Origin of the sequence: Streptococcus parasanguinis (assembly GCF_023109675.1) — a bacterium.
In the GTDB taxonomy this organism is placed as follows: Bacteria; Bacillota; Bacilli; order Lactobacillales; family Streptococcaceae; genus Streptococcus; species Streptococcus parasanguinis_I.
In genome coordinates, this window is sequence record NZ_JALDUR010000002.1 from 1 (window position 1) to 26245 (window position 26245).

At 43.0% G+C, this 26245-nt stretch carries 28 protein-coding genes; 23 read left to right on the top strand and 5 right to left on the bottom strand.

What is annotated here, in order from left to right:
• Nucleotides 1-137: 137 nt before the first annotated feature.
• The 9 genes from M1G14_RS01470 to M1G14_RS01510 all read left to right on the top strand — a co-directional run bounded on the left by M1G14_RS01470 (nt 138) and on the right by M1G14_RS01510 (nt 9006).
• The gene (locus M1G14_RS01470; protein WP_247926265.1) at nt 138-368 is read left to right on the top strand and encodes a DUF1146 family protein; all 231 of its coding nucleotides are present in this window, start codon (nt 138-140) and stop codon (nt 366-368) included.
• A 66-nt stretch (nt 369-434) separates the two neighbouring features.
• Nucleotides 435-1718: a UDP-N-acetylglucosamine 1-carboxyvinyltransferase gene (gene murA / locus M1G14_RS01475; protein ID WP_214259499.1), complete on the top strand. Its 1284-nt coding sequence runs from the start codon at nt 435-437 to the stop codon at nt 1716-1718.
• Nucleotides 1708-1896, top strand: coding sequence for a DNA-directed RNA polymerase subunit beta (locus M1G14_RS01480; protein ID WP_003006464.1), 189 nt, complete (start codon nt 1708-1710; stop codon nt 1894-1896). Before murA ends, M1G14_RS01480 begins: the two co-directional genes overlap by 11 nt.
• Before the next feature lie 82 nt (nt 1897-1978).
• A complete protein-coding gene (locus M1G14_RS01485) occupies nt 1979-2818 on the top strand; it encodes a DNA/RNA non-specific endonuclease (RefSeq protein WP_031573398.1) in 840 nt (279 codons plus the stop codon).
• 81 nt (nt 2819-2899) lie between these two features.
• Nucleotides 2900-3622, top strand: a complete 723-nt coding sequence (locus M1G14_RS01490; RefSeq protein ID WP_247926168.1) for a M57 family metalloprotease — start codon at nt 2900-2902, stop codon at nt 3620-3622.
• Between the two features lie 103 nt (nt 3623-3725).
• Nucleotides 3726-5633: an ABC-F family ATP-binding cassette domain-containing protein gene (locus M1G14_RS01495; protein WP_247926169.1), complete on the top strand. Its 1908-nt coding sequence runs from the start codon at nt 3726-3728 to the stop codon at nt 5631-5633.
• On the top strand, nt 5634-6509 hold the full coding sequence (locus M1G14_RS01500) for an XRE/MutR family transcriptional regulator (protein WP_247926170.1): 876 nt from the start codon (nt 5634-5636) through the stop codon (nt 6507-6509).
• A gap of 21 nt (nt 6510-6530) precedes the next feature.
• A complete protein-coding gene (locus tag M1G14_RS01505; protein ID WP_247926171.1) occupies nt 6531-7709 on the top strand; it encodes an MFS transporter in 1179 nt (392 codons plus the stop codon).
• A 109-nt stretch (nt 7710-7818) separates the two neighbouring features.
• Nucleotides 7819-9006, top strand: coding sequence for an MFS transporter (locus tag M1G14_RS01510; RefSeq protein ID WP_247926172.1), 1188 nt, complete (start codon nt 7819-7821; stop codon nt 9004-9006).
• A 22-nt stretch (nt 9007-9028) separates the two neighbouring features.
• Here the strand turns inward: M1G14_RS01510 and M1G14_RS01515 are convergent, their stop codons facing one another.
• From M1G14_RS01515 to murT, 3 genes are read right to left on the bottom strand one after another with little or no spacing between them, the layout of a single operon-like run.
• Entirely contained in the window at nt 9029-9313 is a 285-nt protein-coding gene (locus M1G14_RS01515; protein WP_070589415.1) for a LapA family protein, read from the bottom strand.
• Nucleotides 9314-9323: 10 nt separating this feature from the next.
• Complete coding sequence (gatD, locus tag M1G14_RS01520; RefSeq protein ID WP_045759263.1) at nt 9324-10112, bottom strand: lipid II isoglutaminyl synthase subunit GatD; 789 nt, start codon at nt 10110-10112, stop codon at nt 9324-9326.
• Nucleotides 10112-11455 (bottom strand): lipid II isoglutaminyl synthase subunit MurT, encoded by a 1344-nt coding sequence (murT, locus tag M1G14_RS01525; protein WP_247926173.1) that lies wholly within the window; start codon nt 11453-11455, stop codon nt 10112-10114. The genes gatD and murT overlap by 1 nt, the downstream gene beginning before the upstream one ends.
• 103 nt (nt 11456-11558) lie before the next feature.
• Between murT and cdaA the strand changes: the two genes are divergently transcribed.
• The 11 genes from cdaA to whiA all read left to right on the top strand — a co-directional run bounded on the left by cdaA (nt 11559) and on the right by whiA (nt 20967).
• Nucleotides 11559-12407, top strand: coding sequence for a diadenylate cyclase CdaA (cdaA, locus tag M1G14_RS01530; protein WP_247926174.1), 849 nt, complete (start codon nt 11559-11561; stop codon nt 12405-12407).
• A complete protein-coding gene (locus M1G14_RS01535; protein ID WP_247926175.1) occupies nt 12404-13153 on the top strand; it encodes a CdaR family protein in 750 nt (249 codons plus the stop codon). Before cdaA ends, M1G14_RS01535 begins: the two co-directional genes overlap by 4 nt.
• Before the next feature lie 22 nt (nt 13154-13175).
• Nucleotides 13176-14525: a phosphoglucosamine mutase gene (gene glmM / locus M1G14_RS01540; RefSeq protein WP_070673849.1), complete on the top strand. Its 1350-nt coding sequence runs from the start codon at nt 13176-13178 to the stop codon at nt 14523-14525.
• 47 nt (nt 14526-14572) lie between these two features.
• Nucleotides 14573-15898 carry an LPXTG cell wall anchor domain-containing protein gene (locus M1G14_RS01545; RefSeq protein ID WP_247926176.1) on the top strand — a complete coding sequence of 442 codons (1326 nt, stop codon included), beginning with the start codon at nt 14573-14575 and terminating at the stop codon, nt 15896-15898.
• Nucleotides 15899-16015: 117 nt separating this feature from the next.
• Entirely contained in the window at nt 16016-16147 is a 132-nt protein-coding gene (locus M1G14_RS01550; RefSeq protein WP_003011566.1) for a DUF4044 domain-containing protein, read from the top strand.
• A 33-nt stretch (nt 16148-16180) separates the two neighbouring features.
• Nucleotides 16181-17494, top strand: coding sequence for a GTPase ObgE (obgE, locus tag M1G14_RS01555; protein ID WP_247926177.1), 1314 nt, complete (start codon nt 16181-16183; stop codon nt 17492-17494).
• A gap of 51 nt (nt 17495-17545) precedes the next feature.
• Nucleotides 17546-17710 (top strand): hypothetical protein, encoded by a 165-nt coding sequence (locus M1G14_RS01560; protein WP_003006512.1) that lies wholly within the window; start codon nt 17546-17548, stop codon nt 17708-17710.
• 18 nt (nt 17711-17728) lie between these two features.
• The gene (locus M1G14_RS01565; protein WP_003006514.1) at nt 17729-18112 is read left to right on the top strand and encodes a RidA family protein; all 384 of its coding nucleotides are present in this window, start codon (nt 17729-17731) and stop codon (nt 18110-18112) included.
• A gap of 76 nt (nt 18113-18188) precedes the next feature.
• A complete protein-coding gene (gene rapZ, locus M1G14_RS01570; protein WP_247926178.1) occupies nt 18189-19079 on the top strand; it encodes an RNase adapter RapZ in 891 nt (296 codons plus the stop codon).
• Complete coding sequence (locus M1G14_RS01575) at nt 19076-20053, top strand: YvcK family protein (RefSeq protein ID WP_003017791.1); 978 nt, start codon at nt 19076-19078, stop codon at nt 20051-20053. Before rapZ ends, M1G14_RS01575 begins: the two co-directional genes overlap by 4 nt.
• On the top strand, nt 20050-20967 hold the full coding sequence (whiA, locus tag M1G14_RS01580) for a DNA-binding protein WhiA (protein WP_247926179.1): 918 nt from the start codon (nt 20050-20052) through the stop codon (nt 20965-20967). Before M1G14_RS01575 ends, whiA begins: the two co-directional genes overlap by 4 nt.
• A 250-nt stretch (nt 20968-21217) precedes the next feature.
• Here the strand turns inward: whiA and M1G14_RS01585 are convergent, their stop codons facing one another.
• Nucleotides 21218-22186 (bottom strand): NAD(P)/FAD-dependent oxidoreductase, encoded by a 969-nt coding sequence (locus M1G14_RS01585; RefSeq protein ID WP_214259488.1) that lies wholly within the window; start codon nt 22184-22186, stop codon nt 21218-21220.
• A gap of 178 nt (nt 22187-22364) precedes the next feature.
• On the opposite strand from M1G14_RS01585, the gene rpsU reads away from it, so the two are divergent.
• Nucleotides 22365-22541 (top strand): 30S ribosomal protein S21, encoded by a 177-nt coding sequence (gene rpsU / locus M1G14_RS01590; protein WP_000048054.1) that lies wholly within the window; start codon nt 22365-22367, stop codon nt 22539-22541.
• 100 nt (nt 22542-22641) lie between these two features.
• Here rpsU and mscL read toward each other — a convergent pair whose 3' ends face one another.
• Nucleotides 22642-23022: a large conductance mechanosensitive channel protein MscL gene (mscL, locus tag M1G14_RS01595; protein WP_021152922.1), complete on the bottom strand. Its 381-nt coding sequence runs from the start codon at nt 23020-23022 to the stop codon at nt 22642-22644.
• A 214-nt stretch (nt 23023-23236) separates the two neighbouring features.
• Here mscL and dnaG point away from each other — a divergent pair, with 214 nt between their 5' ends.
• A complete protein-coding gene (gene dnaG / locus M1G14_RS01600) occupies nt 23237-25015 on the top strand; it encodes a DNA primase (protein WP_247926180.1) in 1779 nt (592 codons plus the stop codon).
• 2 nt (nt 25016-25017) lie between these two features.
• A complete protein-coding gene (gene rpoD, locus M1G14_RS01605) occupies nt 25018-26127 on the top strand; it encodes an RNA polymerase sigma factor RpoD (RefSeq protein WP_021152924.1) in 1110 nt (369 codons plus the stop codon).
• The last annotated feature ends 118 nt before the right edge of the window (nt 26128-26245 follow it).

A 26245-nucleotide genomic window follows, 5' to 3' on the forward strand; every position in this document is an offset into this window, starting at 1 on the left:
ATGGGACTTTTTGTGTACACTCAAAAAGCTCTATAATCTCTACAGTGGTTTTTACCCACTACAGAAATTATAGAGCCATTTTTGTTGGGAGAGAATCAAAAGAAGAAAGTACGGACCAAATATGGTATAATAGCTGTATGATTCAAATGATTTTTAATCTTTCAAGCCATCTATTGTTTATCTTTTTTGCCTATTACCTATTGATGAACCTAGTTCAATGGGAAAAGTTTATAAAAGTAAGTGCTGAAAATGCAGTTAAAATCCGTTTTTTGATCTTGATGATCAGTGTTGGAATAGGCTATCTAGCCAGCTCATTTTTTATCAGTGTTTATGAGATGAGTCGGCAGATTTTTATTGGCCAATTCTAGCCATATTTTATAAAAAATATGGTATGATAGAAAGCGTGACTTTAAGAAATTGGAGAACAATCCCGTATGGAAAAAATAATCGTTAATGGTGGTCATAATCGACTGGTTGGAACCGTCAAAATCGAAGGAGCCAAAAATGCTGTCCTTCCTCTTCTTGCTGCAACAGTTCTAGCAAGCGAGGGCGTGACAACCTTGAAAAATGTGCCTGTTTTATCAGATGTCTTTACAATGAACAATGTTGTTCGTGGGTTGAATGCACAAGTGACCTTCAATGAAGAAGAAAATACAGTTGTCGTAGATGCGCAAGCAAAATTATCAGAGGAAGCACCTTATAAGTATGTGAGCAAGATGCGGGCTTCTATCGTTGTCCTAGGTCCTGTCTTGGCACGCAATGGCCATGCCAAAGTTTCCATGCCTGGAGGCTGTACGATCGGTAGTCGTCCGATTGACCTCCACTTGAAAGGTCTGGAAGCTATGGGAGCTGAAATTACCCAAACAGCCGGCTATATTGAAGCAAAAGCAGATCGTCTCAAGGGAGCACACATCTATATGGACTTCCCATCAGTAGGGGCGACACAAAATATTATGATGGCGGCAACCTTGGCAGATGGAGTTACTGTGATTGAAAATGCAGCTCGAGAACCTGAAATTGTTGACCTAGCTCTCTTGCTGAATAAAATGGGGGCTAACGTCAAGGGTGCAGGAACTGAGACCTTGACCATTGTTGGTGTGGAGAGCTTGCACGGTGCAAACCACAATGTTGTGCAAGACCGCATCGAGGCTGGAACCTTTATGATTGGGGCAGCCATGACTGGTGGAGATGTCTTAATCGAAGATGCCATTTGGGAACACAACCGTCCGCTTCTATCTAAGATGCAGGAGATGGGTGTGACGGTAACCGAAGAAGAAAATGGAATTCGGATTCAGTCGGATATCAGTAAGCTCCGTCCAGTGACCGTTAAAACCCTTCCGTATCCAGGATTCCCAACCGATATGCAGGCTCAATTCACAGCCTTGATGGCCATGGCTAAAGGTGAGTCTACCATGATTGAAACGGTTTTTGAGAATCGCTTCCAGCATTTGGAAGAAATGCGTCGGATGGGCGTTCACTCGGATATTATGCGGGATACAGCTCGTATCGTTGGAGGGGAAAGCTTCCAAGGTGCAGAGGTTATGTCGACCGATTTACGAGCAAGTGCAACCTTGGTCTTGATGGGCTTGGTAGCAGAAGGAGAAACGAAAGTCAGCAAATTAAGTCACTTAGATCGTGGTTATTATCAATTCCATGAGAAATTGGTGGCACTAGGTGCAGACGTGAAACGTGTAGAGGAAGAAGACGATGAAAACTAATCTTCGCTATGTTGGAAAACAGCTAGGAATTGTCCTCCTGTTGGCTGTGATTGGAATCATCATTTTTGCAGTTGGTTTGGTCATTGGCTATGGAGTGATTGGAGATGGAAAAAATCCATGGTCCATTCTCTCTCCGGATACCTGGTCAGAAATCATTGGGAAGCTAACCGGCAAATAAGATTTAAATAACATTGAGTAAAAAGGAGAGCAGCGAATCGAGTCAGTGACCCATCTAGCGCTGCTCTTTTTTGGAGAGAGGCATGACAAAACAAACGTTAACCAAACGAACCAAACAAACCTTAGCAGGTTTTGTGGTGGCAACAGCCCTAGCAATCGGGGGCTATTATTTTAATCAACCGACGATAAAAGAAGCGACGGATCAGGTTGTTTCGGTGGTGACGAGTAGCCAACAAGAAACACCCAGTAAAGAGTTAGCTAGCTCTGTACTAACGAAATCTGCTCGTTCACAATTAGGAAATGACATAGAATGGAATGGCGCTGGAGCCTTTGTAGTTAAGGGGAATCGAACAGATCTGGATGCCAGTGTGGCTAGTCAACCCTATGCGGATAACAAGACAAAAGAAGTCAATGGAAAGACCGTACCGACAGTGGCCAATGCCATCATGACTAAGGCGACTCGTCAGTACAGAGATCGCGATGCAACAGGAAGTGGCCTAACCGATTGGAAACCTGCAGGTTGGCATCAGGTTCATAATCTGTCAGGCGAGTACGACCATGCTGTGGATAGAGGTCATCTATTGGGCTACGCCTTGATCGGCAATCTTAAAGGCTTTGACGCCTCTACTAGCAATCCCAAAAATATCGCCGTTCAAACGGCTTGGTCCAATCAAGCCAATGATCCTCATTCCACTGGTCAAAACTACTACGAGACCCTGGTTCGAAAAGCCCTAGATAAGAACAAGCGGCTCCGCTATCGGGTCACTTTGATCTACAATCAGCCGGAAGATCTGATTCCTTTAGGTTCTCAGATCGAAGCCAAATCGAGTGACGGGACTCTTGAGTTCAATGTCTTTGTTCCCAATGTTCAAAGTGGAATGAGCCTGGATTACCAGACAGGAAGAGTAACCATCCATCAATAAGCAAAAAAGCAGGTTTATTTAAGTTATTTTTAAGCATGGAGTGTTACAATTACATACCTTCTTTAAGAGAAAGGAGAATGTATGAGAACTATTTTTCGGTTTTTCAGAGGAATCCTTCGCATGGCTTGGAGTCTCTTTTGGGGATTTTTCTGGACCATTGCGATCAGTTTTCTCATCCTTGTGGGGATCATCTATTTCACAGATTCTCCTAGTTCTGGTATGGATGGGGTTGGGCGAGCTGCCCAAAAGGTTGTCTATCAAGTCGGCAATTTATTTGGTGATCAGGGCTTTGCATCGCGCTTTGGGTTGACACCTAGCTCACAGACCACGCAGACGGACAATCATGAGCATAGCGGTGCTCGCTGGGAAAAAGCGGAGGCCACGGTCTACCTGGATCCTAATATCAGTCAAACTTTTGTAAAAGCTTATCGGGATGCTATTGAGGCTTGGAACCAAACAGGCGCCTTTACCTTCAAGTTGGTTACAAATGAAAAAGAGGCTAATGTGGTCTTGACGGAAATGGATAACGCATCCGTTTCTGCTGCAGGAGAGACTGCTTCTCAGACCAACCTCTTAACCAACCGCTTCACCCACATCACAGTGCGTCTCAATCGCCATTATCTTTTAAATTATGTCTATAACTATAGTTATGATCGGATTGTCAATACAGCTGAGCATGAGCTAGGCCATGCCATTGGGCTGGACCACACTGATGGAGAATCGGTCATGCAACCAGCTGGCTCCTTCTACAGTATTCAGGATACAGATGTGGAAGCAGTCCGACAATTATACAAGGAAGAATAAAATACAATTTATCATTGAAAAGTTCTGGGCCCCAAGGGCTCAGGATTTTTTTGATGGCTCGTCTTTCCTTGTTTAATCTGAAAAAAGATAGTAAAATAGGGACATGATTATTTTACAAGCCAACAAAATTGAACGCTCTTTTGCAGGGGAGGTTCTTTTTGATAATATCAGCCTGCAAGTGGATGAACGGGACCGGATTGCCCTGGTCGGAAAGAACGGAGCCGGCAAGTCTACGCTCTTGAAAATCTTGGTGGGAGAAGAAGAGCCGACTTCTGGGGAAATCAATAAAAAGCGGGACCTTTCTCTATCTTATTTAGCCCAGGATAGTCGATTTGAGTCGTCCAATACTATCTACGATGAGATGCTCCATGTCTTTGACGATCTCAGAAAGACCGAGAAAACCTTGCGGCAGATGGAGCTTGCGATGGGGGAAAAAACTGGGGCTGACTTAGAAAAGCTCATGCAGGACTATGACCGTCTCTCGGAAGAATTCCGTCAGGCAGGTGGCTTCACCTATGAAGCTGATATTCGCGCCATTCTCAACGGCTTTAAGTTCGATGAGTCTATGTGGCAGATGAAGATTGAAGAGCTGTCTGGTGGGCAAAATACCCGTCTCGCTCTGGCCAAGATGCTCTTGGAAAAACCAAATCTCTTGGTACTGGACGAGCCGACCAACCACTTGGATATTGAGACCATTGCCTGGTTGGAAAACTATCTGGTCAATTATAGTGGGGCCCTTCTCATTGTCAGCCACGATCGCTATTTCCTCGATAAAGTTGCTACCATTACCTTGGACCTGACCAAGCATTCTTTAGATCGCTATGTCGGTAATTACTCTAGTTTTGTGGAGCAAAAAGAGCAAAAACTGCTGACGGAAGCCAAGAACTACGAGAAGCAGCAAAAAGAAATTGCTGCGCTGGAAGACTTTGTTAATCGCAATTTGGTGCGTGCGTCGACCACCAAACGGGCCCAGTCTCGGCGTAAACAGTTGGAAAAAATGGAGCGCCTAGACAAGCCGGAAGCTGGGACTAAGTCTGCTCATATGACCTTCCATTCTGATAAGACATCGGGAAATGTCGTCTTAACAGTAGAAGAGGCAGCCGTCGGCTATGACAATCAAATCCTGTCAGAGCCAATTAATTTGGATATCCGCAAGATGAATGCGGTCGCTATTGTAGGACCAAATGGGATCGGGAAATCTACTCTTATTAAGTCTATTGTCGGGCAGATTCCTTTTATCAAGGGAGAAGCTCGTTTTGGGGCCAATGTCGAGGTAGGCTACTATGACCAGACTCAGAGTAAGCTAACCCCTCACAACAGTGTCTTGGATGAGCTCTGGAATGACTTTAAACTGACACCAGAAGTGGAGATCCGCAATCGCCTGGGAGCCTTTCTTTTCTCTGGGGATGATGTCAAGAAAACTGTCGGCATGCTGTCAGGTGGAGAGCGGGCGCGTCTGCTCTTGGCCAAGCTGTCCATGGAAAATAACAATTTCTTGATTCTCGACGAGCCGACCAACCACTTGGACATCGATAGCAAGGAAGTGCTGGAAAATGCCTTGATTGATTTTGATGGGACCTTGCTCTTTGTCAGCCACGACCGTTACTTTATCAATCGGGTGACTACACAGGTCTTGGAACTGTCAGAAGAGGGCTCAACTCTTTACCTAGGCGACTATGACTATTATCTGGAGAAAAAAGCTGAGTTAGAAGCCCTAGCTGCAGCACAAGCAGAAGCTGTGCCTGTTTCTTCTACGGAGGAAGTCACAAGCAATGACTATCACCTGCAAAAGCAAAACCAGAAGGAACTCCGGAAAATCACCCGTCGCATTGAGCAATTGGAAGCAGAGATGGAAGAGCTGGATCAAAAAATCCAAGCCATCACCGAAACCATGCATAGCACCAATGATGCAGAGGATTTGGTCCAACTGCAAAGCGAGCTAGACCAACTGACTATTCAACAGGAAGCTATCATGGAAGAGTGGGCAGAACTGTCAGAGCAGGTGGAATAAATGGACGATCTTGGCAAAGTTTTTCGTGAATTTCGAATCAGTAAGAATTATTCGTTAAAAGAAGCTGCAGGAGAAGCCTGCTCGACCTCTCAATTATCCCGTTTTGAATTGGGGGAGTCGGATCTGACTGCGTCGCGCTTCTTTGAAATATTAGACAATATCCATGTGACGATTGAGAATTTTATGGATAAGGCTAGGAATTTTCAACACCATGAGCATGTCGCCTTGATGGCTCAGATTATTCCGCTTTACTATGCAAATGATATTGCTGGTTTTCAAAGGCTTCAAAGAGAACAACTGGAAAAGGCTACAAGTTCGACCAATCCCCTTTATTTTGAATTGAACTGGATTTTGTTACAAGGGCTGATTTGCCAGAGAGATGCCAGCTACACGATGAAGCAAAGTGATCTGGACAAGGTGGCAGATTATCTCTTTCAAACGGAAGAATGGACCATGTATGAATTGATCCTCTTTGGCAATCTCTACAGCTTTTATGATGTGGACTATGTCACACGGCTTGGGAGAGAAGTGATGGAGCGTGAAGATTTTTACAAAGAAATTGGTCGCCATCGCAAACTGGTCTTGATTCTTGCTCTGAATTGCTACCAGCATTGTTTAGAACACTGTTCTTTTGAAAATGCCAGCTATTTTGAAGCCTATGTAGAAAAGATTATCGGGAAGAGCATCAAGCTATACGAACGCAATGTCTTTCATTATCTCAAGGGATTTGCCCTCTATCAGAAGGGGCAAACAGAAGAAGGGCGGCAGCAAATGAGGGAAGCCATGCACATTTTTGATGTGCTGGGACTGCCAGAGCAGGTGGCCTATTATCAAGAACACTTTGATAAATTTGTAAAAAATGAATGTTCTAAATAGGACAGTGATAAAGGAGATTTTATGAACCGACATGCGGTCCAATTAATTAGTCGTGGAGCTATTAACAAAATTGGAAATATGCTCTATGACTATGGAAATAGTGTCTGGCTAGCCTCGATGGGGACTATAGGAAAGACGGTATTAGGGATCTATCAAATTTCTGAGTTAGTGACAGGGATTCTCGTGAATCCTTTTGGAGGAGTGATTTCAGACCGTTTTTCTCGTCGCAAGATTTTGATGACGACCGACCTGGTTTGTGGACTCCTTTGTTTGGCGATTTCTTTTATCACAAATGATAGCTTGATGATTGTGGCTCTTATTTTTGCCAATATTGTTCAGGCCATTGCCTTTGGTTTTTCTCGACCTGCCAATAAAGCTATTATTACCGAGGTAGTAGAGAAAGAAGAGATTGTGACCTATAACGCTCACTTGGAGTTAGTCTTACAGGTTGTTAGTGTCTGTTCACCTGTTTTTTCTTTCCTAGTTCTACAATTTGCCAGTCTTCATATGACCCTCTTATTAGATGCGCTGACCTTTTTCATTGCCTTTGTCCTAGTGGCTTTCCTTCCGAAAGAAGAAGCTAAGGTGCAAGAGAGGAAACAGTTTACCGGGAAAGATATTTTTTCTGATATCAAGGATGGGTTAGACTATATCTGGCATCAGAAAGAGATTTTCTTTCTCTTATTAGTGGCTTCTAGCGTCAATTTCTTTTTTGCGGCTTTTGAGTTTTTACTTCCCTTCTCGAATCGTCTATACGGGGTTAAAGGAGCTTATGCGACCATTTTAACGCTGGGAGCTATTGGATCTATTCTAGGAGCACTTGTTGCCAATAAAATGAAATCAAGTATGAGAATTCTCCTGTTTTTACTGCTTTTGGCAGGGATAGGAGTGTTCATAATGGGCTTGCCCCTTCCACCTTATCTTTCCTTTTCAGGAAATCTGGTCTGTGAATTTTTTGTGACCATTTTCGACATCCACGTTTTTTCCCAAGTACAAACCAAGGTGGAAGATGATTATCTGGGGAGAGTCTTGAGCACAATTTATACCTTGGCTGTTCTCTTTATGCCCATCGCCAAAGGGTTGATGACTTGGTTGCCAAGCGTCCGTATGGAATCATTTCTCTTGATTGGAGCTGGGGTTATTCTCTTTTCACTCTTGGCTCAGCTAGTAGCTAAGCAGCTTCAATCAAAAGAACAGTAGGGATCCTTTGATAAATTTGTGAACCATTAATTTTCCCAAATAGGGGACAAAATGAAAACCTCTTTCATGAACTGATACAATAGTTTCAGAAGATGAAGGAGGTTTTTTTATGAATCGACATGCAGTCCAATTAATTGCTCGTGGAGCTATCGATAAAATAGGGAATATGCTCTATGATTATGGGAATAGTGTCTGGCTGGCCTCGATGGGGACGGTGGGAAAAACGGTATTAGGGATTTATCAAATTTCAGAGTTGGTGACAGCTATACTAGCTAATCCATTTGGAGGCGTGATCTCAGATCGTTTTTCCCGTCGCAAGATTTTGATGATGACCGACTTGGTTTGTGGTCTCCTTTGTTTGGGCATTTCTTTTATTAGGAACGATCGTTGGATGATTGCGGCCCTGATTTTTGCCAATATTGTCCAGGCCATTGCCTTTGCTTTTTCTCGGCCTGCCAATAAAGCCATTATCACAGAAGTCGTAGAGAAAGATGAGATTGTGACCTATAATGCCCACTTGGAGTTGGTTTTACAAGTGGTCGGTGTCAGCTCTCCTGTGTTCTCTTTCCTTATTTTACAATTTGCCAGTCTCCATGCGACCCTCTTACTGGATGCCCTGACCTTTTTCATCGCCTTTGTCCTAGTTGCATTCCTTCCGAAAGAAGAAGCCAAGGTTCAAGAGAAGAAAAAATTTACAGGAAAAGATATTTTTTCGGATATTAAGGAGGGGTTACACTATATCTGGCATCAGAAAGAGATTTTCTTTCTCTTGTTGGTGGCTTCCAGCGTTAATTTCTTTTTTGCAGCTTTTGAGTTTTTGCTCCCATTTTCCAATCGCCTTTACGGGGTCAAAGGAGCCTATGCGACCATCTTAACCTTGGGCGCTATTGGCTCTATCATCGGAGCCTTGATTGCTAATAAATTTAAATCAAGCATGGAAATGCTACTTATCTTATTGATTTTAACAGGAGTAGGGGTCTTCATGATGGGCTTGCCCCTTCCGCCTTTTCTTTCCTTTTCTGGAAATTTGGTCTGTGAACTCTTTATGACAATTTTGAACATCCACTTTTTTACCCAGGTTCAAACCAAGGTAGAAGGAGATTATCTGGGCCGGGTCTTAAGCACCATTTTTACCCTAGCTATTCTCTTTATGCCCGTAGCTAAAGGATTGATGACTTGGTTGCCAAGTGTCCGTGTAGAATCTTTTCTCCTGCTCGGAGCTGGCGTCATTCTCTTTTCACTCCTAGCTCTAGTAATCGCCAAGAAATTACAAGCAAAAGAAGGTACATCAGCATGAAAAAAGCACCGATCGGTGCTTTTTAGTTGTTTTCTTTTTCTTCTGTCTTGATTTCTTTCTTTTCTTCTTCCAGTTGCTTTTGAGTGCTCTTGAGTTCTTTTTTTAGGGAGAAGCCCTTTGAAAAATTAACCAAGGTCATGACGAATGCACCCAAGAGGACACAGAGCAAGATCAGAATGATCAAGGGCAATTTAAATTGAATCAAGAGGAAATTCACGGTGACCGTTTGCATATTTGCAAGGGAAATACCAGCAATCAATAAAATTAAAAGTAATAAAGCAATGTAGTGTAGATTATTTTTGTTCATCATTATCTCCTTATTGTTCAGTCGGTGCCTTGCTTTTCACATCAGCGTATTCTTCCGGCTGCTCTAGGCTTAGAATCTCCTCATAAGCCGGTAGGGAAAGGTCCTTGCCATATTTATTTTTTAAAGCAGTGCTCACTAGTCGATAGGCCAAATTGGCATTTCGGGACAAGATAGGACCGTGGAAGTAGCTGCCAAAGACGTTCTTGTAATGAACCCCTTCGCACCCATCTTCTTTGTTGTTCCCATTTCCATAGACGACCTTACCCAGCGGTTTTTCATCCTCAGCCAAGAAGGTCCGACCTTGGTGGTTTTCAAAACCATAATAGGTTTCGTTAAATTCTTCGTTATGGATTTTGATATCACCGATATAGCGGTTGTTGACTTGGTTGAGCGTATAGTGGCCCATAATGCCAAGTCCCTCAATGCGTTTGCCAGAAGCTTCAATGTAGTATTGGCCTAGAAGCTGAAAGCCACCACAGATAGCAAGGACTACACCATCGTCATGAATGAAGCGTTCGAGGTCTTCTTTTTTATCTGGTAGATCCTCGGATACAATGGTCTGTTCGTAGTCTTGCCCGCCGCCGAAAAAGGCGATATCGTAGGCATCAGGGTCGAACCGGTCTTTGAGAGAGACGATATCAACAGTGACATGGGCTCCAAGCTTTTCCGCAACGTACTTGAGCATGAGGATATTCCCATTGTCCCCATAGGTATTCATTAAGTTGCCATAGAGATGGGCAATACGCAGGCTGTAGGGATACTGTGCCTGATCAGAAGATTCTAGGGAAGTATAAGTCATTAGTGCATCTCCTTTTCAATCAGGTGTTCTTGGGCCAAAAGTTCACGGAATTCTAGCATGGCTGTATAGGTAGCTAAAATGTAAGCGTGAGGGGTTTCCTGTTGCTGGATGCGTTGGAAAACCTCTTTTAATTCAGCCATTTCTGTGATCTTTTCTGCAGGATAGCCAGTGACCCGAAGTCGCCGAGCAATCTCAGAGTGGCGCACCCCGCCAGCGTTGATCTCTGGAATGTCCATCTGAGTGATTTGCTCGAAGTCGGCATCCCAAATCCAGCTGGTATCAATCCCATCTGCATAATTCGCATTGAGGAGAACCGACAAGCTAAAGGGATAAGGGGCTAGTTTGATCATTTCAATGGCTTGGGTCGCACCAACCGGATTTTTAATCAGGACTAGGGTACATTCCTTATCCCCAATCTTAAAGGTTTCCTGGCGACCAAAGACAGCGCGACTGCGATCAAATCCTTGCTTAATCACTTCAGGTTGAACCCCAAAGAATCCAGCAACGGAAACAGCTGCTAAGGCATTATAGATGTTGTAGAGACCACCGATATTGATGTGGTAATCTTGCCCTTGGATCCGGAATTGGGAAGAGCGATGGGTTAAAGAGAGGAGGTCCGATACGGCATAGGTCAGAGGGGGCCGGTGGAAACCACAGTGCTCACAGATATAATCTCCCAGGTTAGCATAGGTATTGAGCTTGTACTTGAGGATGTTGTGACAATGCGGGCACAGGATTCCTTCCGTATTGTAATGGGCTAGTTGTGGCTCTGATTTGTCTGTATCAAATCCATAATATTGGATCGGATTGGATAAGGTCTGACTATTAAAGAGCGGACTATCTCCGTTTAACAGAACCGTCGCAGTTGGGACCTTGTGAATGGCATCCAAAATCATCTGGTAAGTTGTATAGATCTCCCCATAGCGATCCATCTGGTCCCGGAAAATATTGGTGACCACAAAAAGGCTGGGCTTAATATAATCACAAATACGAGAGAGGCTGGCCTCGTCAATTTCAAGTACCGCAATCGGTCGATTTGATTTCGAATGTTTGGCCCGTATGAAGGTCGTCGTGATTCCCGAGATCATATTGGCCCCGCTTGGATTGGTCAAAATAGGTCCAAAAGCTTCTTGGAGAATACCAACTGTTAGCGCAGTGGTCAAGGTTTTTCCATTTGTCCCTGTAATCACAACAATCTCATAGTTTTTGGCCAGTTGACTGAGAATATCTTTATCAAATTTGAGGGCTACTTTACCTGGTAGGGTTGATCCCCGCCCCATTTTTTCTAGAATAGAGCCGGAAAGCTTTCCTGCCAGAAGGCCCAAGGTTGTATTTATCTTCATAAATCATATTTTATCATAAAAAGCATCAGAAGGTTACAGAAAAATCTGTTGAAACATGTTATAATAAGGTGATGTCTTTTAGAGAAGTGGTAGGTTTGAGAATATGAATATTCAACAGTTTACAAATCCACAATTTTGGACCAGTTTGTTCCCGAATTGGTGGAGTATTATTATCAATATCATTGATATTGCCCTGGTGGCTTGGTTGTTGTATTTTTTGATCAAGGCCATCGTAGGGACCAAGATCATGATTTTGGTTCGTGGAGTTATTATCTTTTTCTTGGTGCAGTTTTTAGCCAATTTCTTAGGCCTCACGACTATTTCATGGCTGATCAATCAAGTGATTACCTATGGTGTTATCGCCCTGGTTGTGATTTTCTCCCCTGAGATTCGGATCGGTTTAGAACGTCTGGGTCGAGCGACAGAATTCTTTATGACGAGTGAAGTCAGTCAAGAAGAGAAGATGGTACATGCCTATGTTAAGGCGGTGGCTTATTTGAGCCCACGTAAGATTGGTGCCTTGGTAGCCATTCAAGGAGCCAGAACCCTTCAGGAATATATTTCCACAGGGATTCCTCTAGATGCAGATATTTCAGGAGAATTGCTGATTAATATCTTCATTCCTAATACTCCCTTGCATGATGGAGCCGTCATTGTCCGCAATGACAAAATCGCTGTTTCTTGTGCCTACCTGCCCTTGACAGAAAACACTGGAATTTCAAAAGAGTTCGGAACGCGTCACCGCGCAGCCATTGGTTTGTCTGAAGTTTCGGATGCCTTTACCTTTGTGGTATCAGAAGAAACGGGCGGGATCTCTGTGACCTATAATGGAACCTTCCGTCACGATTTAACCTTAGAAGAGTTCGAATCAGAATTGAGAGCTTTCTTGGTTCCTGAAGAGAATAAAACGATTAGTTGGAAAGAGCGTCTATTTGGGAGGGTGACAAAATGAGATCGAAAAAAGAATTTCTTTATGTTTTCGCCTCCGTCTTATTGTCCTTTATCTTGTTTATCAATGCGTCTTCCTTTAATTTTCAAAATAATAGTAGCGCTAGACAAGTGAGCTCAGAGACCTACACCAATACATTGACCAATATTCCAATTGATGCCAAGTACAATGACAAGACATACTTTGTCAGTGGGTTGACATCAGAGGTAACGGTCTTTCTGAAAGGTTCAAACCGGGTTGCTCTTGCTAGTGAGATGCAACCGGGCACTCGGAAGTTTCGTGTGGTAGCAGATCTTCGTAAGGCCAAGGAAGGCACCGTAGAAGTTCCGTTGATTGTGGAAGATCTTCCGGCTGGTTTGACCGCAACCGTAGAACCTCAGAAAGTTTCTGTAAAAATCGGGAAGAAAGCGAAAAAATCGTTTGCGGTCAGGGCCACAATCCCGGACAATCAAATTGTGGATGGAATAACGGTATCGGATATTACTCTTGAAACCACCAAGGTAGAAGTGACCAGCGATCAAGAAACCTTGAGTCGCATTGATCATGTCGAAGCTGTCTTCCCATCCAGTGAGATCATCAGTGGAAATTATAGTGGAACTCTTTCATTAAATCCGGTAGATGCTCAAGGAGATGGTCTACCAGGTCTGGTAAATCCGAGTGAAACACGGATTAAAGTAACCACAAAGACTAGCTCGTCTACGTCAAGCTCTAGCAGTTCGTCGTCGACCTCTTCCAGTTCAAGTAATTAGAAAGTAAAAAAGGTAATGAAGAATGGGTAAATATTTTGGAACGGACGGTGTCCGTGGAGAAGCAAATGTAGAATTAACGCCAGAATTGGCTTTTAAACTAGGCCGTTTCGGTGGCTATGTGTTGAGCCAACATGAAGAAGAAACACCCTTGGTATTTGTTGGACGTGATACGCGTATTTCTGGTGAAATGTTAGAGCATGCCTTAATTGCTGGCCTCTTATCTGTTGGAATTCGCGTCTACAAGTTGGGTGTGATTGCAACACCAGGTGTTGCCTATCTGGTTCGTACGGGAAAAGCCAGCGCCGGCGTTATGATTTCTGCTAGCCACAATCCAGCCTTGGACAATGGCATCAAATTCTTTGGTGGTGATGGCTTCAAATTGGATGACGATCGCGAGCTTGAAATTGAAGCCTTGCTTGATGCTGCTGAAGATACCCTTCCACGTCCAAGTGCCCAAGGTTTAGGAACGGTCATGGAATATCCAGAAGGCTTGCGTAAGTATCAAGAATTCCTTGTATCGACAGGCATTCAACTCGAGGGCATGCACGTAGTCTTAGATACAGCAAATGGTGCAGCCTCTACTAGTGCCCGCCAAATCTTTGCAGATTTGGGAGCTCAATTGACTGTCATCGGTGAAAACCCAGATGGTTTGAACATCAATGATGGGGTTGGTTCTACTCACCCAGAGCATTTGCAAGAGAAAGTCAAAGAAGTAGGTGCAGCGATTGGTCTTGCCTTTGACGGAGACAGCGATCGCTTGATTGCTGTGGATGAAAATGGAGAGATCGTAGACGGCGATAAGATCATGTACATCATCGGTTCTTATCTTTCAAGCAAGGGCTTGCTCGAAAAAAATACGATCGTCACAACCGTCATGTCCAATCTCGGCTTCCACAAGGCATTAGATGCGAAGGGAATTCAAAAAGAAATCACAGCTGTTGGAGACCGTTATGTGGTCGAAGAAATGCGCAAGTCTGGTTACAATCTTGGTGGTGAACAATCTGGTCACGTAGTCATCATGGATTACAACACAACTGGTGATGGTCAATTAACAGGAGTTCAATTGACTAAAATTATGCAAGAAACTGGCAAGAAATTATCTGAATTGGCTGCTGAAGTAACCATTTATCCACAAAAACTCGTCAATATCCGGGTTGAAAATAGCATGAAAGACAAGGCGATGGAAGTGCCTGCCATTCGTGAAATCATTGAAAAAATGGAGGCAGAAATGGCAGGAAATGGTCGCATCCTCGTGCGCCCAAGTGGAACGGAACCCCTCCTTCGTGTGATGGCAGAAGCACCAACCCATGAAGAAGTGGACTACTATGTGGATACCATTGCTACAGTTGTCCAAGCAGAAATCGGACTTTAACCTTGTAAAAAACATGGCTCGCAAATAGGCGAGCAGAGGAGGTATATATGAAACAGGTTCGTCAAATTGTATGGGCACTTGCCTTAGTGCTAACGATTCTATTCACAGTTGGTTTGACTAAAACAATTCATGCTGCAGAAGTCTCATCATATACACAGACAGCACGTCTAACGAAAGATGGTAACACGCTAACAAATGGGAGCAAGGTGTTGACAAATGAAAAATTGTCAGCAAGTATTTATTTTGCCTTTCCAGATTCGCAAACTATTCAAGCTGGGGATACCTTAACTCTTAGTTTGCCAAAAGAATTAGCCCTCTACACAGCATTGGAATTCAATGTTCTTGAGGAAGGTCAATCAAATGGTCAGATGGTTGGGAAAGCTGTCGTTGATACAGCTAAGAAAACAGTGACCGTTACCTTTAATGATTATTTCGCATCTCATCCACTCAACAAACGAGTTGCCTTGCATTTTGATGTAAAAGTAGATTCCGAAGTGGTCACTAAAACCTCCCCAATCCAATTTAAACTTGGAAATACGGATTTTTCATTGAATTATGAAAAGACAGATGGGGAAGCTGGAGACTATGAGATGAAATATGGCTACCAAGATAAGTCTGATCCAACCATTATCAAATGGCGGATTCTCTTAAATGCTCGCCAAGATATGCTTCGTGGAATGGTCATTAAAGACCAATTCGGAGATGGCTTAACATTGGTTGAAGGTAGCTTACGCGCTGTTCGTTATGCTCCTGTACAAGGTGGGATTAAGAACGAAGCTCAGATATTAAGTCTCCCAGTTCTAGATAACTTTACTAAAAAAGCTGTTTTCAATAAGAATGCAGATGGAAAGACCACTGGTTTTACAATTGAATTTGGTGATAACTACAATTGGCCAATGTATATTGAATATTCTACAAAAGTGGCACCTGGAACGAAAGTAGGCGATATTGTCCATAATACGTTAACATGGACGGCAACCAATTTCCCAGCACCGCGTAGTTTAACCCGTGAAGTGCGATTGGAAACAGGATCTGGCGAAGGATTAGGTGAGAAAGATCAAACGCCACCGACACCTAGCTCAACCTCCTCATCAAGTTCTAGTTCTTCATCAAGCTCATCATCTTCAACGAGTTCTAGTTCTTCATCAAGTTCATCATCTTCAACGAGTTCCAGTTCTACATCGAACTCAACATCCACATCAAGTTCTTCATTGAAATCATCTTCATCTTCTGTTAAAGAAGAAGCCCCAAAACCTGGTAAGAAAAAAGTTCTTCCAAGTAAAGGTGAAAAGATGACACCGGTAGTTCTTGTCATGGGTGTCTTCCTAGCAATTCTATCGGTTGGTGTTTTACGTGTAAGAAAAGATTCTTAATATGATCAATGAAAGATCAGACTTCTGTCTGGTCTTTTTGTGTAGGCTCGATTTGAAAAATCCCCTATTTCGTGGTAAAATAGGGCTAATGAATTTATAGTAATCGAGGTATTAGAAGTGGCTTTTGGAGATAACGGAAAACGTAAAAAAACACCATTTGAAATGATCACGATGGTGGTCATTGTGATTATGTTGATTGTAACGGTTGGTGCAATCTTTGCAACCGCAATTGGTGCTCTTTCTTACTAAGACGCACACAGAAATAAAGGAAATCATCTATTTATGAGTATGTTTTTAGATACAGCCAAGATTAAGGTCAAGGCTGGAAATGGCGGCGATGGCATGGTGGCTTTTCGCCGCGAAAAATATGTCCCTAATGGCGGACCTTGGGGTGGTGATGGAGGTCGTGGTGGCAATGTCATCTTCGTAGTAGACGAAGGCTTGCGCACCTTGATGGACTTCCGTTATAATCGGCATTTCAAAGCCCAAAATGGGGAAAAAGGAATGACCAAAGGGATGCACGGACGGGGAGCAGAAGATCTCTATGTACGAGTCCCTCAAGGAACGACCGTCCGAGATGCTGAGACTGACAAGGTCATTACAGACCTAGTTGAAAATGGACAAGAGTACATTGTCGCCCACGGTGGCCGTGGCGGACGTGGAAATATTCGTTTTGCTACTCCAAAGAATCCAGCTCCAGAGATTTCTGAGAACGGGGAACCTGGCCAGGAGCGCGAACTCGAATTAGAACTCAAAGTCTTGGCAGACGTTGGTTTGGTTGGCTTCCCTTCTGTTGGGAAATCTACCCTTCTTAGTGTCATCACTTCAGCCAAACCAAAGATTGGAGCTTATCATTTCACTACCATCGTTCCAAATTTGGGAATGGTTCGGACGCCGTCAGGTGAATCCTTTGCAGTCGCAGACCTTCCTGGATTGATTGAAGGAGCTAGCCAAGGAGTCGGACTAGGAACCCAGTTCCTTCGCCACATCGAGCGCACACGAGTTATCTTGCATGTTATTGATATGTCAGCCAGTGAAGGACGCGATCCTTACGAAGATTATGTTCAAATCAATAAAGAGCTTGAAACTTATAATCTTCGTTTGATGGAGCGACCTCAGATTATCGTGGCAAATAAAATGGATATGCCAGAAAGTCAAGAAAACTTGAAAGAGTTCAAGAAGAAATTGGCAGCCAATTACGATGAGTTTGATGAACTGCCACAGATCTTCCCGATCTCTAGTTTGGCGCATCAAGGTTTGGATAACTTGTTAGAAGCAACGGCAGAATTGTTAGATAAAACGCCAGAATTCCTCTTGTATTCAGAAGACGAAATGGCTCAAGAAGAAGTCTACTATGGCTTTGATGAAGACCAGCCAGCCTTTGACATCAGTCGGGATGACGATGCCGCTTGGGTCTTGTCTGGTGAAAAACTTGAAAAACTCTTTAATATGACGAATTTCGATCGGGATGAAGCGGTCATGAAATTTGCTCGTCAATTGCGTGGCATGGGTGTTGATGAAGCTCTCCGTGCGCGTGGGGCAAAAGATGGCGATATCGTCCGGATCGGTAAATTTGAATTTGAGTTTGTAGATTAAGGGTGATCCTGAGCGGATCAAGGATTCCAAATAAGAAATGAGGCTTTTTCAGTGGGAGATAAACCAATATCTTTTCGTGATGAAAATGGAAATTTTGTTTCAGCAGCTGATGTTTGGAATGCTGAAAAATTAGAAGAACTCTTTAATACGCTAAATCCTAAGCGCAAGTTGCGCCTACAAAGGGAAAAATTAGCAAAAGAAAACCAGCAGAAGTAAATAGACTTGGAGAATACTATGGCAAAAACAATTCATACAGATAAAGCACCCGCAGCAATTGGACCTTATGTTCAAGGGAAAATCGTAGGCAATCTTCTCTTTGCAAGTGGACAAGTTCCCTTGTCACCTGAAACTGGCGAAATCATTGGCGAAACCATCCAAGAACAAACAGAACAAGTCTTAAAGAACATTGGGGCTATTTTGGAAGAGGCTGGGACAGACTTCGACCATGTGGTGAAAACCACTTGTTTCTTAAGTGATATGAATGACTTTGTACCTTTTAATGAGGTCTATAAAACAGTCTTTACTACAGAGTTTCCAGCTCGATCTGCTGTTGAAGTAGCACGCCTGCCACGTGATGTGAAGGTTGAAATTGAAGTTATTGCGGAAATCAAGGCCTAATAACCATTCAAAGACAAAAAAACAGAGTGGAGAGCAGGAAACTGTAGGCCACTCTGTTTTATTTTGGGAGGAAAAAATGACAAAAAGTAAGATTCAACTGGTTATGGTAACGGGGATGAGCGGTGCTGGTAAGACCGTCGCCATCCAATCGTTTGAGGATTTGGGTTACTTTACCATCGACAATATGCCACCAGCGCTTTTGCTGAAATTTATTGAGCTCATGCGCCACAGCCAAGATAACAATAAATTAGCAGTCGTTGTGGATATGCGGAGCCGTTCCTTTTTCAATGAAATTCGCACGATTCTAGACGAGTTAGACAACCAAGAAGATCTGGATTTTAAGGTTTTGTTTTTGGATGCCACGGACAGTGAGTTGGTAGCGCGGTACAAGGAAACCCGTCGCAGCCATCCACTAGCTGCAGATGGCCGTGTTTTAGATGGGATTACTCTAGAGCGCGAACTCTTATCCCCTTTAAAAAATATCAGTCAAAATGTAGTAGATACGACTGAGTTGACGCCTCGTAATCTGAGAAAAACCATCGCAGAACAATTTGCCAGTCAAGACAATCAGCCAGATTTTCGGGTTGAGGTCATGTCATTTGGTTTTAAATATGGCCTTCCGATCGATGCCGATCTCGTGTTTGACGTGCGTTTTCTTCCAAATCCCTACTACAAATTGGAACTTCGGAATTTAACCGGTCAAGATCCAGCAGTCTATGATTATGTCATGGATCACCCTGAATCAGAGGAGTTTTACAGTCATCTTCATGACTTGATTGTTCCTATTTTACCGTCCTATAAACGGGAGGGTAAATCCGTTCTCACCATCGCTATGGGCTGTACCGGTGGGCAACACCGTTCAGTAGCCTTTGCAGAGCGCTTAGCGCATGATTTAGAAAAAAATTGGCAGGTCAATTGCAGTCATAGAGACAAGGACAGACGGAAAGAAACGGTGAATCGCTCATGAGAAAACCTAAAGTAACCGTTATTGGAGGAGGAACAGGGATTTCTGTTATCCTCGATAGTCTGAGAAAGAAACCGGTCGATATTACTGCCATCGTAACTGTTGCAGATGATGGTGGGAGTTCAGGTGAATTGCGGAAGAACATCCAAAAATTGACACCACCTGGAGATCTTCGAAATGTGCTGGTTGCCATGTCAGATATGCCTCGTTTTTATGAGAAAGTCTTTCAATACCGCTTTGCAGACGATGATGGCCCTTTAGCCGGACACCCTTTGGGAAACTTGATCATTGCAGGGATTTCAGAGATGCAAGGCTCGACCTATAATGCCATGCAGTTGTTAACCAAGTTCTTTCATACGACCGGCAAGATCTATCCTTCCAGTGATAGTCCCTTGACCCTTCATGCCGTTTTTCAAGATGGAAAAGAAGTGGTAGGAGAAAGCCACATTGCCAACTACACCGGCATGATTGATCATGTTTATGTGACCAATACCTTTGATCAAGAGCGCCCAAAAGCTAGTAAGAAAGTGGTGGAAGCTATTCTTGAAAGTGATATGGTCGTCTTAGGTCCTGGTTCGCTCTTTACCTCGATCCTTCCTAATTTGATGATCGATGAGATTGGGAAAGCCATCCTTGAAACCAAGGCTCAGGTAGCCTATGTTTGTAACATCATGACCCAAAGAGGAGAAACCGAGCATTTCACAGACAGTGACCACGTTGCCGTTCTCCATAAACATTTGGGAGAGAAGTTTATCGATACCGTCCTTGTCAATATCAATCAGGTTCCCGCAGCTTACATGAACAGTAACAAATTTGATGAATACTTGGTACAGGTAGAGCACGATTTCAAGGGGTTGCACTCGCAAGTTCCCCAAGTGATTTCTTCTGATTTCTTGAAGCTGGTCAATGGAGGAGCCTTTCATGATGGTGAAAAAGTAGTCGAAGAGTTGATGCAGATCGTGCAGGTGAGAAAATGAGTTTTACGGTTCGTGTCAAAGAAGAATTATTGTCTCTCAAGCGATTTGAAAAGAGTGAATTGGCTGCTATTATTAAGATGTCTGGGAGCCTCGGAATATCAATGGGCGGCTTGACGCTCTCGGTAACAACAGAAAATGCCAAGATCGCTCGCCATATCTATGAATTGTTGCATCATTTCTATGAGGCTAAATCGGATATTCGCCACCACCAAAAAACCAATTTGAAAAAAAATCGTGTCTACACAGTATTCTTGGATGAAAAGGTGGAAGAGATTCTTGCTGACTTACATTTGGCAGATGCCTTTTTTGGGATTGAGACAGGCATTGATGCCAGTGTTTTAGAAGATGAAGTAGCCAGTCGTGCTTATCTTCGAGGGGCTTTTCTGTCGAGTGGTTCCATCAAGGATCCTGAAAAAGGAAAGTACCAGTTGGAAATTCATTCTGTTTATACAGACCACGCGGAAGGAATTGCCCTTCTCATGAAAGGATTTTTACTAGATGCGAAAACTATCGAGCGGAAAAAAGGAGTGGTAACCTATTTGCAAAGAGCGGAAGATATTATTGATTTTCTAATTGTAGTAGAGGCCATGCAAGCCATGCAGGAATTTGAGGCTATCAAGGTCATGAGAGAGACGCGCAATGACCTCAATCGGGCCAATAATGCCGAGATGGCCAATATCCAACGAACGGTCACGGCCAGCATGAAAACCATCAATAATATCAGTAAAATTGTGGATACGATCGGTCTAGGGAGTTTACCAAGTGACTTGCAAGAAGTTGCCTATATTCGGATGAACCATCCAGATTATTCCATCCAGCAGATCGCTGATAGCTTGCAACAACCTATTTCAAAAAGCGGTGTCAATCACCGCTTGCGTAAGATCAATAAGATCGCAGACGATTTAGACAAATAAAAAAGGCCAAAGGCCTTTCATAATGAGGATAAAGTCTTTTTAAAAACTTTCCTTAGGTGAGTACGGACGTCAGCGAACTTCATAGAAGTTCCATGACTTAGTTTTGAGCCTAATGTCTCAAAACTCCCGAGTGCCTGAAACGTATTGTTTCAGGCACTTTTCTCACAGCGGAAAGTTTTTTATTTTCTTGATTCATACTAAAAATAGGAACTCATTTTTACTTCTTTGCAGAATCGATTAACTTATTTTATTATAAACTGGTTGAGTGCGTTGGTTGGACTTTCTTATCTGGATAGATGTAGTTGATGGCATTGTTTACAGCTGTTGGAGCTTCCCCCAGACCTGTAGCGATGAGATCGATCTTTCCTTCATAGAAGCAGCAGTCTCCACAAGCATAAATTCCAGGAAGGCTGGTTTCTTGTTTTTGGTTGACCTTGATTTTATGGCGTTGCAATTCTACACCCCATTCTTTCAAGTTTCCGATTGAAGATTTAAAGCCATAGTTGACAAATAAGTGATCAATCGGAATGAGTTCGGTTTCATCGGTTTTAACTTTTGTGATTTCAAGGTGAGTGGCATGACCATTTTCGCCAATCAAGCGACTAGGAACAAATGGTGTTTTGATGTTGACAGAAGATTGTTTGAGTTCTTCTACACTATGTTCTAAAGCACGGAAGTTATCCCGACGATGAATGATCGTAGTTGGAGCAATCTTGTCAAAAGTAAGAGCCCAGTCTACAGCAGAGTCTCCACCACCAAGGACGGTCACCTGCTGTCCTTCATATTGTTGGATGTTCGAAACATAATAGTGGACGTTATCAAAGTCTTCGGCTCCCTCAATGTCAAGGGCGCGTGGCTTAAAGGCACCACCGCCCATGGCAATAATGACTGCTTTAGACTGATGCACTTGGCGAGAAGTAGTGATGGTGAAGAGGTCGCCTTCTTTTCGAATATCCTCTACAGTTTCATTGAGAAAGATCGGTGTATCAAACCGTTTGACTTGCTCGATCAAGCGGTTGCTCAATTCTTCACCAGTTAAATTGGTAAAGCCAGGTACATCGAGGATACTCTTTTCTGGATAGAGAATAGCTGGTTGCCCTCCCAGTTGAGGTAAGGAATCAATCAGTTTGACTTTTACTTGGCGCATATTGCCATAAAAAGCAGCAAACAGACCAACTGGTCCGCCCCCAACAATTGTAATATCATAAATTTCTGACATAGTATCTCCTTCAGGGTTTTCTTTGTTTCCATTGTATCATAAAATGGGAAGAATGAAAAAGTTGGAAAAAGAAAAGATATGAAGGCTAGGAGGGCTAGAAAAGTTTCAAAAGATCTTGACAGCGTCCTTAAAGTGTGATAAAATTATTAAGATTTTAGGCTTGAAGGGAGTGAAAAATATGTCAAAAACAGTAGTACGTAAGAATGAATCTCTTGACGATGCTCTTCGTCGTTTCAAACGTGCGGTTACTAAAGCTGGTACTCTTCAAGAAACACGCAAACGTGAATTCTATGAAAAACCTTCTGTAAAACGTAAACGTAAATCAGAAGCAGCTCGTAAACGTAAAAAATTCTAATTGAATACAAGAACAGACTTCGGTCTGTTTTTTGTTTTTTTCATCCGTTAAAGACAAAAAAACCGATCTTCTAGCTAGAAGATCGGATCTTTTTATCTGATTATTTGTTTGCAAGCAAGTCGCGGATTTCAGTAAGCAACTCTTCTTGAGTAGGAGCAGGAGCTTCTTCTTCGACAGCTTCTTCTTTTTTACCAAGGTTTTGAGCTTTTTCAGCAGCTTTCACTACGAAGAAAAGAACAGTACCAACAACAAGGAAGTTGATAACAGCGCTCAAGAAGCTACCGTATGCAACACCGTTCCATGACAAATTAGCAATCTTATCAACACCAGCAGCTTTCATAGCTGGTTTCAAAATAAGTGGAGTGATGATATCGTTAACAAGTGATGTTACGATAGCTCCAAATGCAGCTCCGATAACGACTGCTACAGCAAGGTCAACAATATTTCCACGAAGGAGAAAAGCTTTCAAATCTTTTAACATATCCTAAATATGTCCTTTCATAATAATTTTTACTATGATAGTATAACGGAAAAATATTCGACTGACAAGGAATATGCCTCATTTTTTTAAAATTAGTGATAAAGGTTGAAAATCTTTTCTTTTATGTGTGAAATCGGTAGGAAAAAATTTACTTTTACTAACTTTTAGTATAAAATATAAAGTGATAATCTATGGTAAAATGGAGGCACTGTTTATGGTTGATAAAGAGCTAATTGCAGAAATTAAAAACAGTGTAAACATTGTTGAAGTTATTGGAGAAGTTGTTTCTTTGACCAAGGCTGGCCGTAATTTTTTAGGGCTCTGTCCTTTTCATGGTGAAAAGACTCCTTCTTTTAATGTCGTTGAAGACAAGCAGTTTTACCATTGTTTCGGATGTGGTCGCTCGGGAGATGTCTTTAAGTTTATTGAGGAATACCGTGGAGTGGCTTTTATGGATGCGGTCCAGATCGTAGCAGAAAAAGCGGGTATTGCGCTTCAGTACCAAGCAAGGCCGGCTCAACCAACGTCTATCAATCCCAACCAAGAACTTTATGAGATTCATCAGGAAGCCAGTAAGTTCTACCAGGCGATTCTGATGACGACAAAGATGGGAGAAGAAGCGCGAAATTATCTGCATGAACGTGGATTGACGGATGAGGTCATCCGACATTTTCAATTGGGCTTAGCCCCAGCAGAAGGGAATTATCTCTATCGAAATCTCTCTGAGAGGTTCTCTGAGAAAGTGATTACCGATTCGGGGTTATTCACAATCTCAGATGCTGGAACAGTTTTTGATGCCTTTCAGGATCGGATTATGTTTCCTTTGACGGATGATAGTGGACGTGTCATTGCTTTTTCTGGTAGACTGTGGAAACTAACGGATGATGGCAGTCATCAAGCCAAGTACAAGAATAGTCGAAGTACCCGTCTATTTAATAAGAGTTATGAACTTTATCATTTGGATCAAGCTAAGACGAGCGCCAAAAAGCAACATGAAATGTATATCATGGAAGGCTTTATGGATGTCATTGCGGCTTATCGAGCTGGGATTGAAAATGCAGTCGCCTCTATGGGGACAGCCTTGACACCAGAGCACGTCCAGCACCTGTCTCATTTTACCAAAAAGGTCATTTTGACCTATGATGGGGATAAGGCGGGACTTGAAGCAACCGCTAAGGCCTTGGATGTCTTGCAGGATCTGGAGTTGGAGATCGTCCGTATCCCTGATCAGATGGATCCCGATGAGTACCTCAAAAAGACCTCCCCAGAAGATCTAGCTTCCCTCTTGAAGAATTCGCGGATCAGTAAGGTTGAATTCTTGATGCACTACTGGAAACCCCAGTATATTGAGAACTTACAGGCACAGATTGAGTTTGTCGAGAAGCTGGCACCGATGATCGCCCAGACGCGCTCCATCACAGCGCAAAACACCTATATTTATAAGTTGGCAGATTTATTGCCAGACTTTGATTATTTGCAGATTGAGCAGATTGTCAATAATTGTCGCTTGCATCAACGGCAGGAGGATCAAAGTGGTGGACGATCAAGAACGTCGAATTTTTCAGTCGATCTCCTGCCTAATCGTGGGATGACGCGCTTGATCAAGGCGGAAAATCATTTATTAAGTAGGATGAAAGATTTTCCAATGGTGCTTAATGATTACCGTTTGCGACCTGATTTTGTCTTTGACACACCGGAGTTACAGATCTTGTACCAATTACTCTGTCAAAATGGAGAAGTCACATCTCAGGATTTGTCCGAGCAACCTGAAGGGGTCCAGCACGCCTGGTACCGGATGTTAGAAGAAGATTTGCCAGAAGAGATAGCGGATGGTGAATTAGAAGAAGTGGAAGAAACGCGAAATCGTGAGCTTCTTCGCAAAGAAAGTCAACAAATTGGAAATAAAGTGAAGGAAGCTTCCTCAACAGGGAATGCGGAAAAAGCTTTATTGGAACTCGAGCGTTTGATCGCTCAAAAAAGAAGAATGGAGTAGGAATGGCTAAAGAACAAAAAGATATTACAACATTGGACGTTCAAATTGCAGAGTTTATTCGTAGCCACAAGAAAAGTGGAACTGCAACAGATGATGAAATTAATGACAAGTTGGTTATTCCATTCACACTAGATGCAGATGGAATTGAAGATCTTTTGCAACGGATTCAAGATGCAGGAATTTCGATCACGGATAAAGATGGTAACCCAAGTGCGCGTGTGTTGAACAATGAAGAAGAGCCAGAATTGTCAGATGAGGAATTGCTTGGAAGCAACTCTGCCAAGGTCAACGACCCAGTACGGATGTACTTGAAAGAAATTGGGGTTGTTCCTCTTTTGACCAATGAAGAAGAACAAGAATTGGCTATCCTAGTGGAACAAGGTGATTTGGAAGCTAAGCAACGTCTTGCAGAAGCCAACCTTCGTTTGGTTGTATCCATTGCGAAACGTTACGTTGGTCGTGGAATGCAATTTTTGGATTTGATCCAAGAAGGAAATATGGGCTTGATGAAGGCCGTTGATAAGTTTGACTATACCAAAGGGTTCAAGTTCTCTACCTATGCTACTTGGTGGATTCGTCAGGCTATCACTCGTGCCATTGCAGACCAAGCACGGACCATTCGGATCCCTGTTCACATGGTGGAAACCATTAACAAGTTGGTTCGTGAACAACGCAATCTCTTGCAAGAATTGGGACAAGACCCAACGCCAGAACAAATCGCTGAACGTATGGATATGACACCAGACAAGGTGCGTGAAATCTTGAAGATTGCTCAAGAGCCTGTTTCTCTTGAAACTCCAATCGGGGAAGAAGACGATAGCCACTTGGGCGATTTCATCGAAGATGAAGTGATTGAAAATCCAGTAGACTACACCACTCGTGTGGTACTACGCGAACAATTGGATGAAGTCCTCGATACTTTAACAGATCGGGAAGAAAATGTTTTGCGTCTTCGTTTTGGTCTCGATGATGGAAAAATGCGGACCTTGGAAGATGTGGGGAAAGTCTTCAACGTGACCCGTGAACGGATCCGTCAGATCGAAGCCAAAGCCCTCCGCAAACTTCGCCACCCAAGCAGAAGCAAACCATTGCGTGACTTTATAGAGGATTAAAAAGATCCTGCGGATCTTTTTAACGGCTACCCAAAAACCAAAGAGTGGCCAGGTCCAGTGGACATTTTTAACGGCCACCTAAAAACCAAAGAGTGGCCAGATCCTGCGGATCTTTTTA

Coding starts and splice junctions, on each gene's coding strand:
- M1G14_RS01470 (WP_247926265.1), top strand. CDS start 138: ATGATTCAAATGATTTTTAATCTTTCAAGCCATCTATTGTTTATCTTT.
- murA (WP_214259499.1), top strand. CDS start 435: ATGGAAAAAATAATCGTTAATGGTGGTCATAATCGACTGGTTGGAACC.
- M1G14_RS01480 (WP_003006464.1), top strand. CDS start 1,708: ATGAAAACTAATCTTCGCTATGTTGGAAAACAGCTAGGAATTGTCCTC.
- M1G14_RS01485 (WP_031573398.1), top strand. CDS start 1,979: ATGACAAAACAAACGTTAACCAAACGAACCAAACAAACCTTAGCAGGT.
- M1G14_RS01490 (WP_247926168.1), top strand. CDS start 2,900: ATGAGAACTATTTTTCGGTTTTTCAGAGGAATCCTTCGCATGGCTTGG.
- M1G14_RS01495 (WP_247926169.1), top strand. CDS start 3,726: ATGATTATTTTACAAGCCAACAAAATTGAACGCTCTTTTGCAGGGGAG.
- M1G14_RS01500 (WP_247926170.1), top strand. CDS start 5,634: ATGGACGATCTTGGCAAAGTTTTTCGTGAATTTCGAATCAGTAAGAAT.
- M1G14_RS01505 (WP_247926171.1), top strand. CDS start 6,531: ATGAACCGACATGCGGTCCAATTAATTAGTCGTGGAGCTATTAACAAA.
- M1G14_RS01510 (WP_247926172.1), top strand. CDS start 7,819: ATGAATCGACATGCAGTCCAATTAATTGCTCGTGGAGCTATCGATAAA.
- M1G14_RS01515 (WP_070589415.1), bottom strand. CDS start 9,313: ATGAACAAAAATAATCTACACTACATTGCTTTATTACTTTTAATTTTA.
- gatD (WP_045759263.1), bottom strand. CDS start 10,112: ATGACTTATACTTCCCTAGAATCTTCTGATCAGGCACAGTATCCCTAC.
- murT (WP_247926173.1), bottom strand. CDS start 11,455: ATGAAGATAAATACAACCTTGGGCCTTCTGGCAGGAAAGCTTTCCGGC.
- cdaA (WP_247926174.1), top strand. CDS start 11,559: ATGAATATTCAACAGTTTACAAATCCACAATTTTGGACCAGTTTGTTC.
- M1G14_RS01535 (WP_247926175.1), top strand. CDS start 12,404: ATGAGATCGAAAAAAGAATTTCTTTATGTTTTCGCCTCCGTCTTATTG.
- glmM (WP_070673849.1), top strand. CDS start 13,176: ATGGGTAAATATTTTGGAACGGACGGTGTCCGTGGAGAAGCAAATGTA.
- M1G14_RS01545 (WP_247926176.1), top strand. CDS start 14,573: ATGAAACAGGTTCGTCAAATTGTATGGGCACTTGCCTTAGTGCTAACG.
- obgE (WP_247926177.1), top strand. CDS start 16,181: ATGAGTATGTTTTTAGATACAGCCAAGATTAAGGTCAAGGCTGGAAAT.
- M1G14_RS01565 (WP_003006514.1), top strand. CDS start 17,729: ATGGCAAAAACAATTCATACAGATAAAGCACCCGCAGCAATTGGACCT.
- rapZ (WP_247926178.1), top strand. CDS start 18,189: ATGACAAAAAGTAAGATTCAACTGGTTATGGTAACGGGGATGAGCGGT.
- M1G14_RS01575 (WP_003017791.1), top strand. CDS start 19,076: ATGAGAAAACCTAAAGTAACCGTTATTGGAGGAGGAACAGGGATTTCT.
- whiA (WP_247926179.1), top strand. CDS start 20,050: ATGAGTTTTACGGTTCGTGTCAAAGAAGAATTATTGTCTCTCAAGCGA.
- M1G14_RS01585 (WP_214259488.1), bottom strand. CDS start 22,186: ATGTCAGAAATTTATGATATTACAATTGTTGGGGGCGGACCAGTTGGT.
- rpsU (WP_000048054.1), top strand. CDS start 22,365: ATGTCAAAAACAGTAGTACGTAAGAATGAATCTCTTGACGATGCTCTT.
- mscL (WP_021152922.1), bottom strand. CDS start 23,022: ATGTTAAAAGATTTGAAAGCTTTTCTCCTTCGTGGAAATATTGTTGAC.
- dnaG (WP_247926180.1), top strand. CDS start 23,237: ATGGTTGATAAAGAGCTAATTGCAGAAATTAAAAACAGTGTAAACATT.
- rpoD (WP_021152924.1), top strand. CDS start 25,018: ATGGCTAAAGAACAAAAAGATATTACAACATTGGACGTTCAAATTGCA.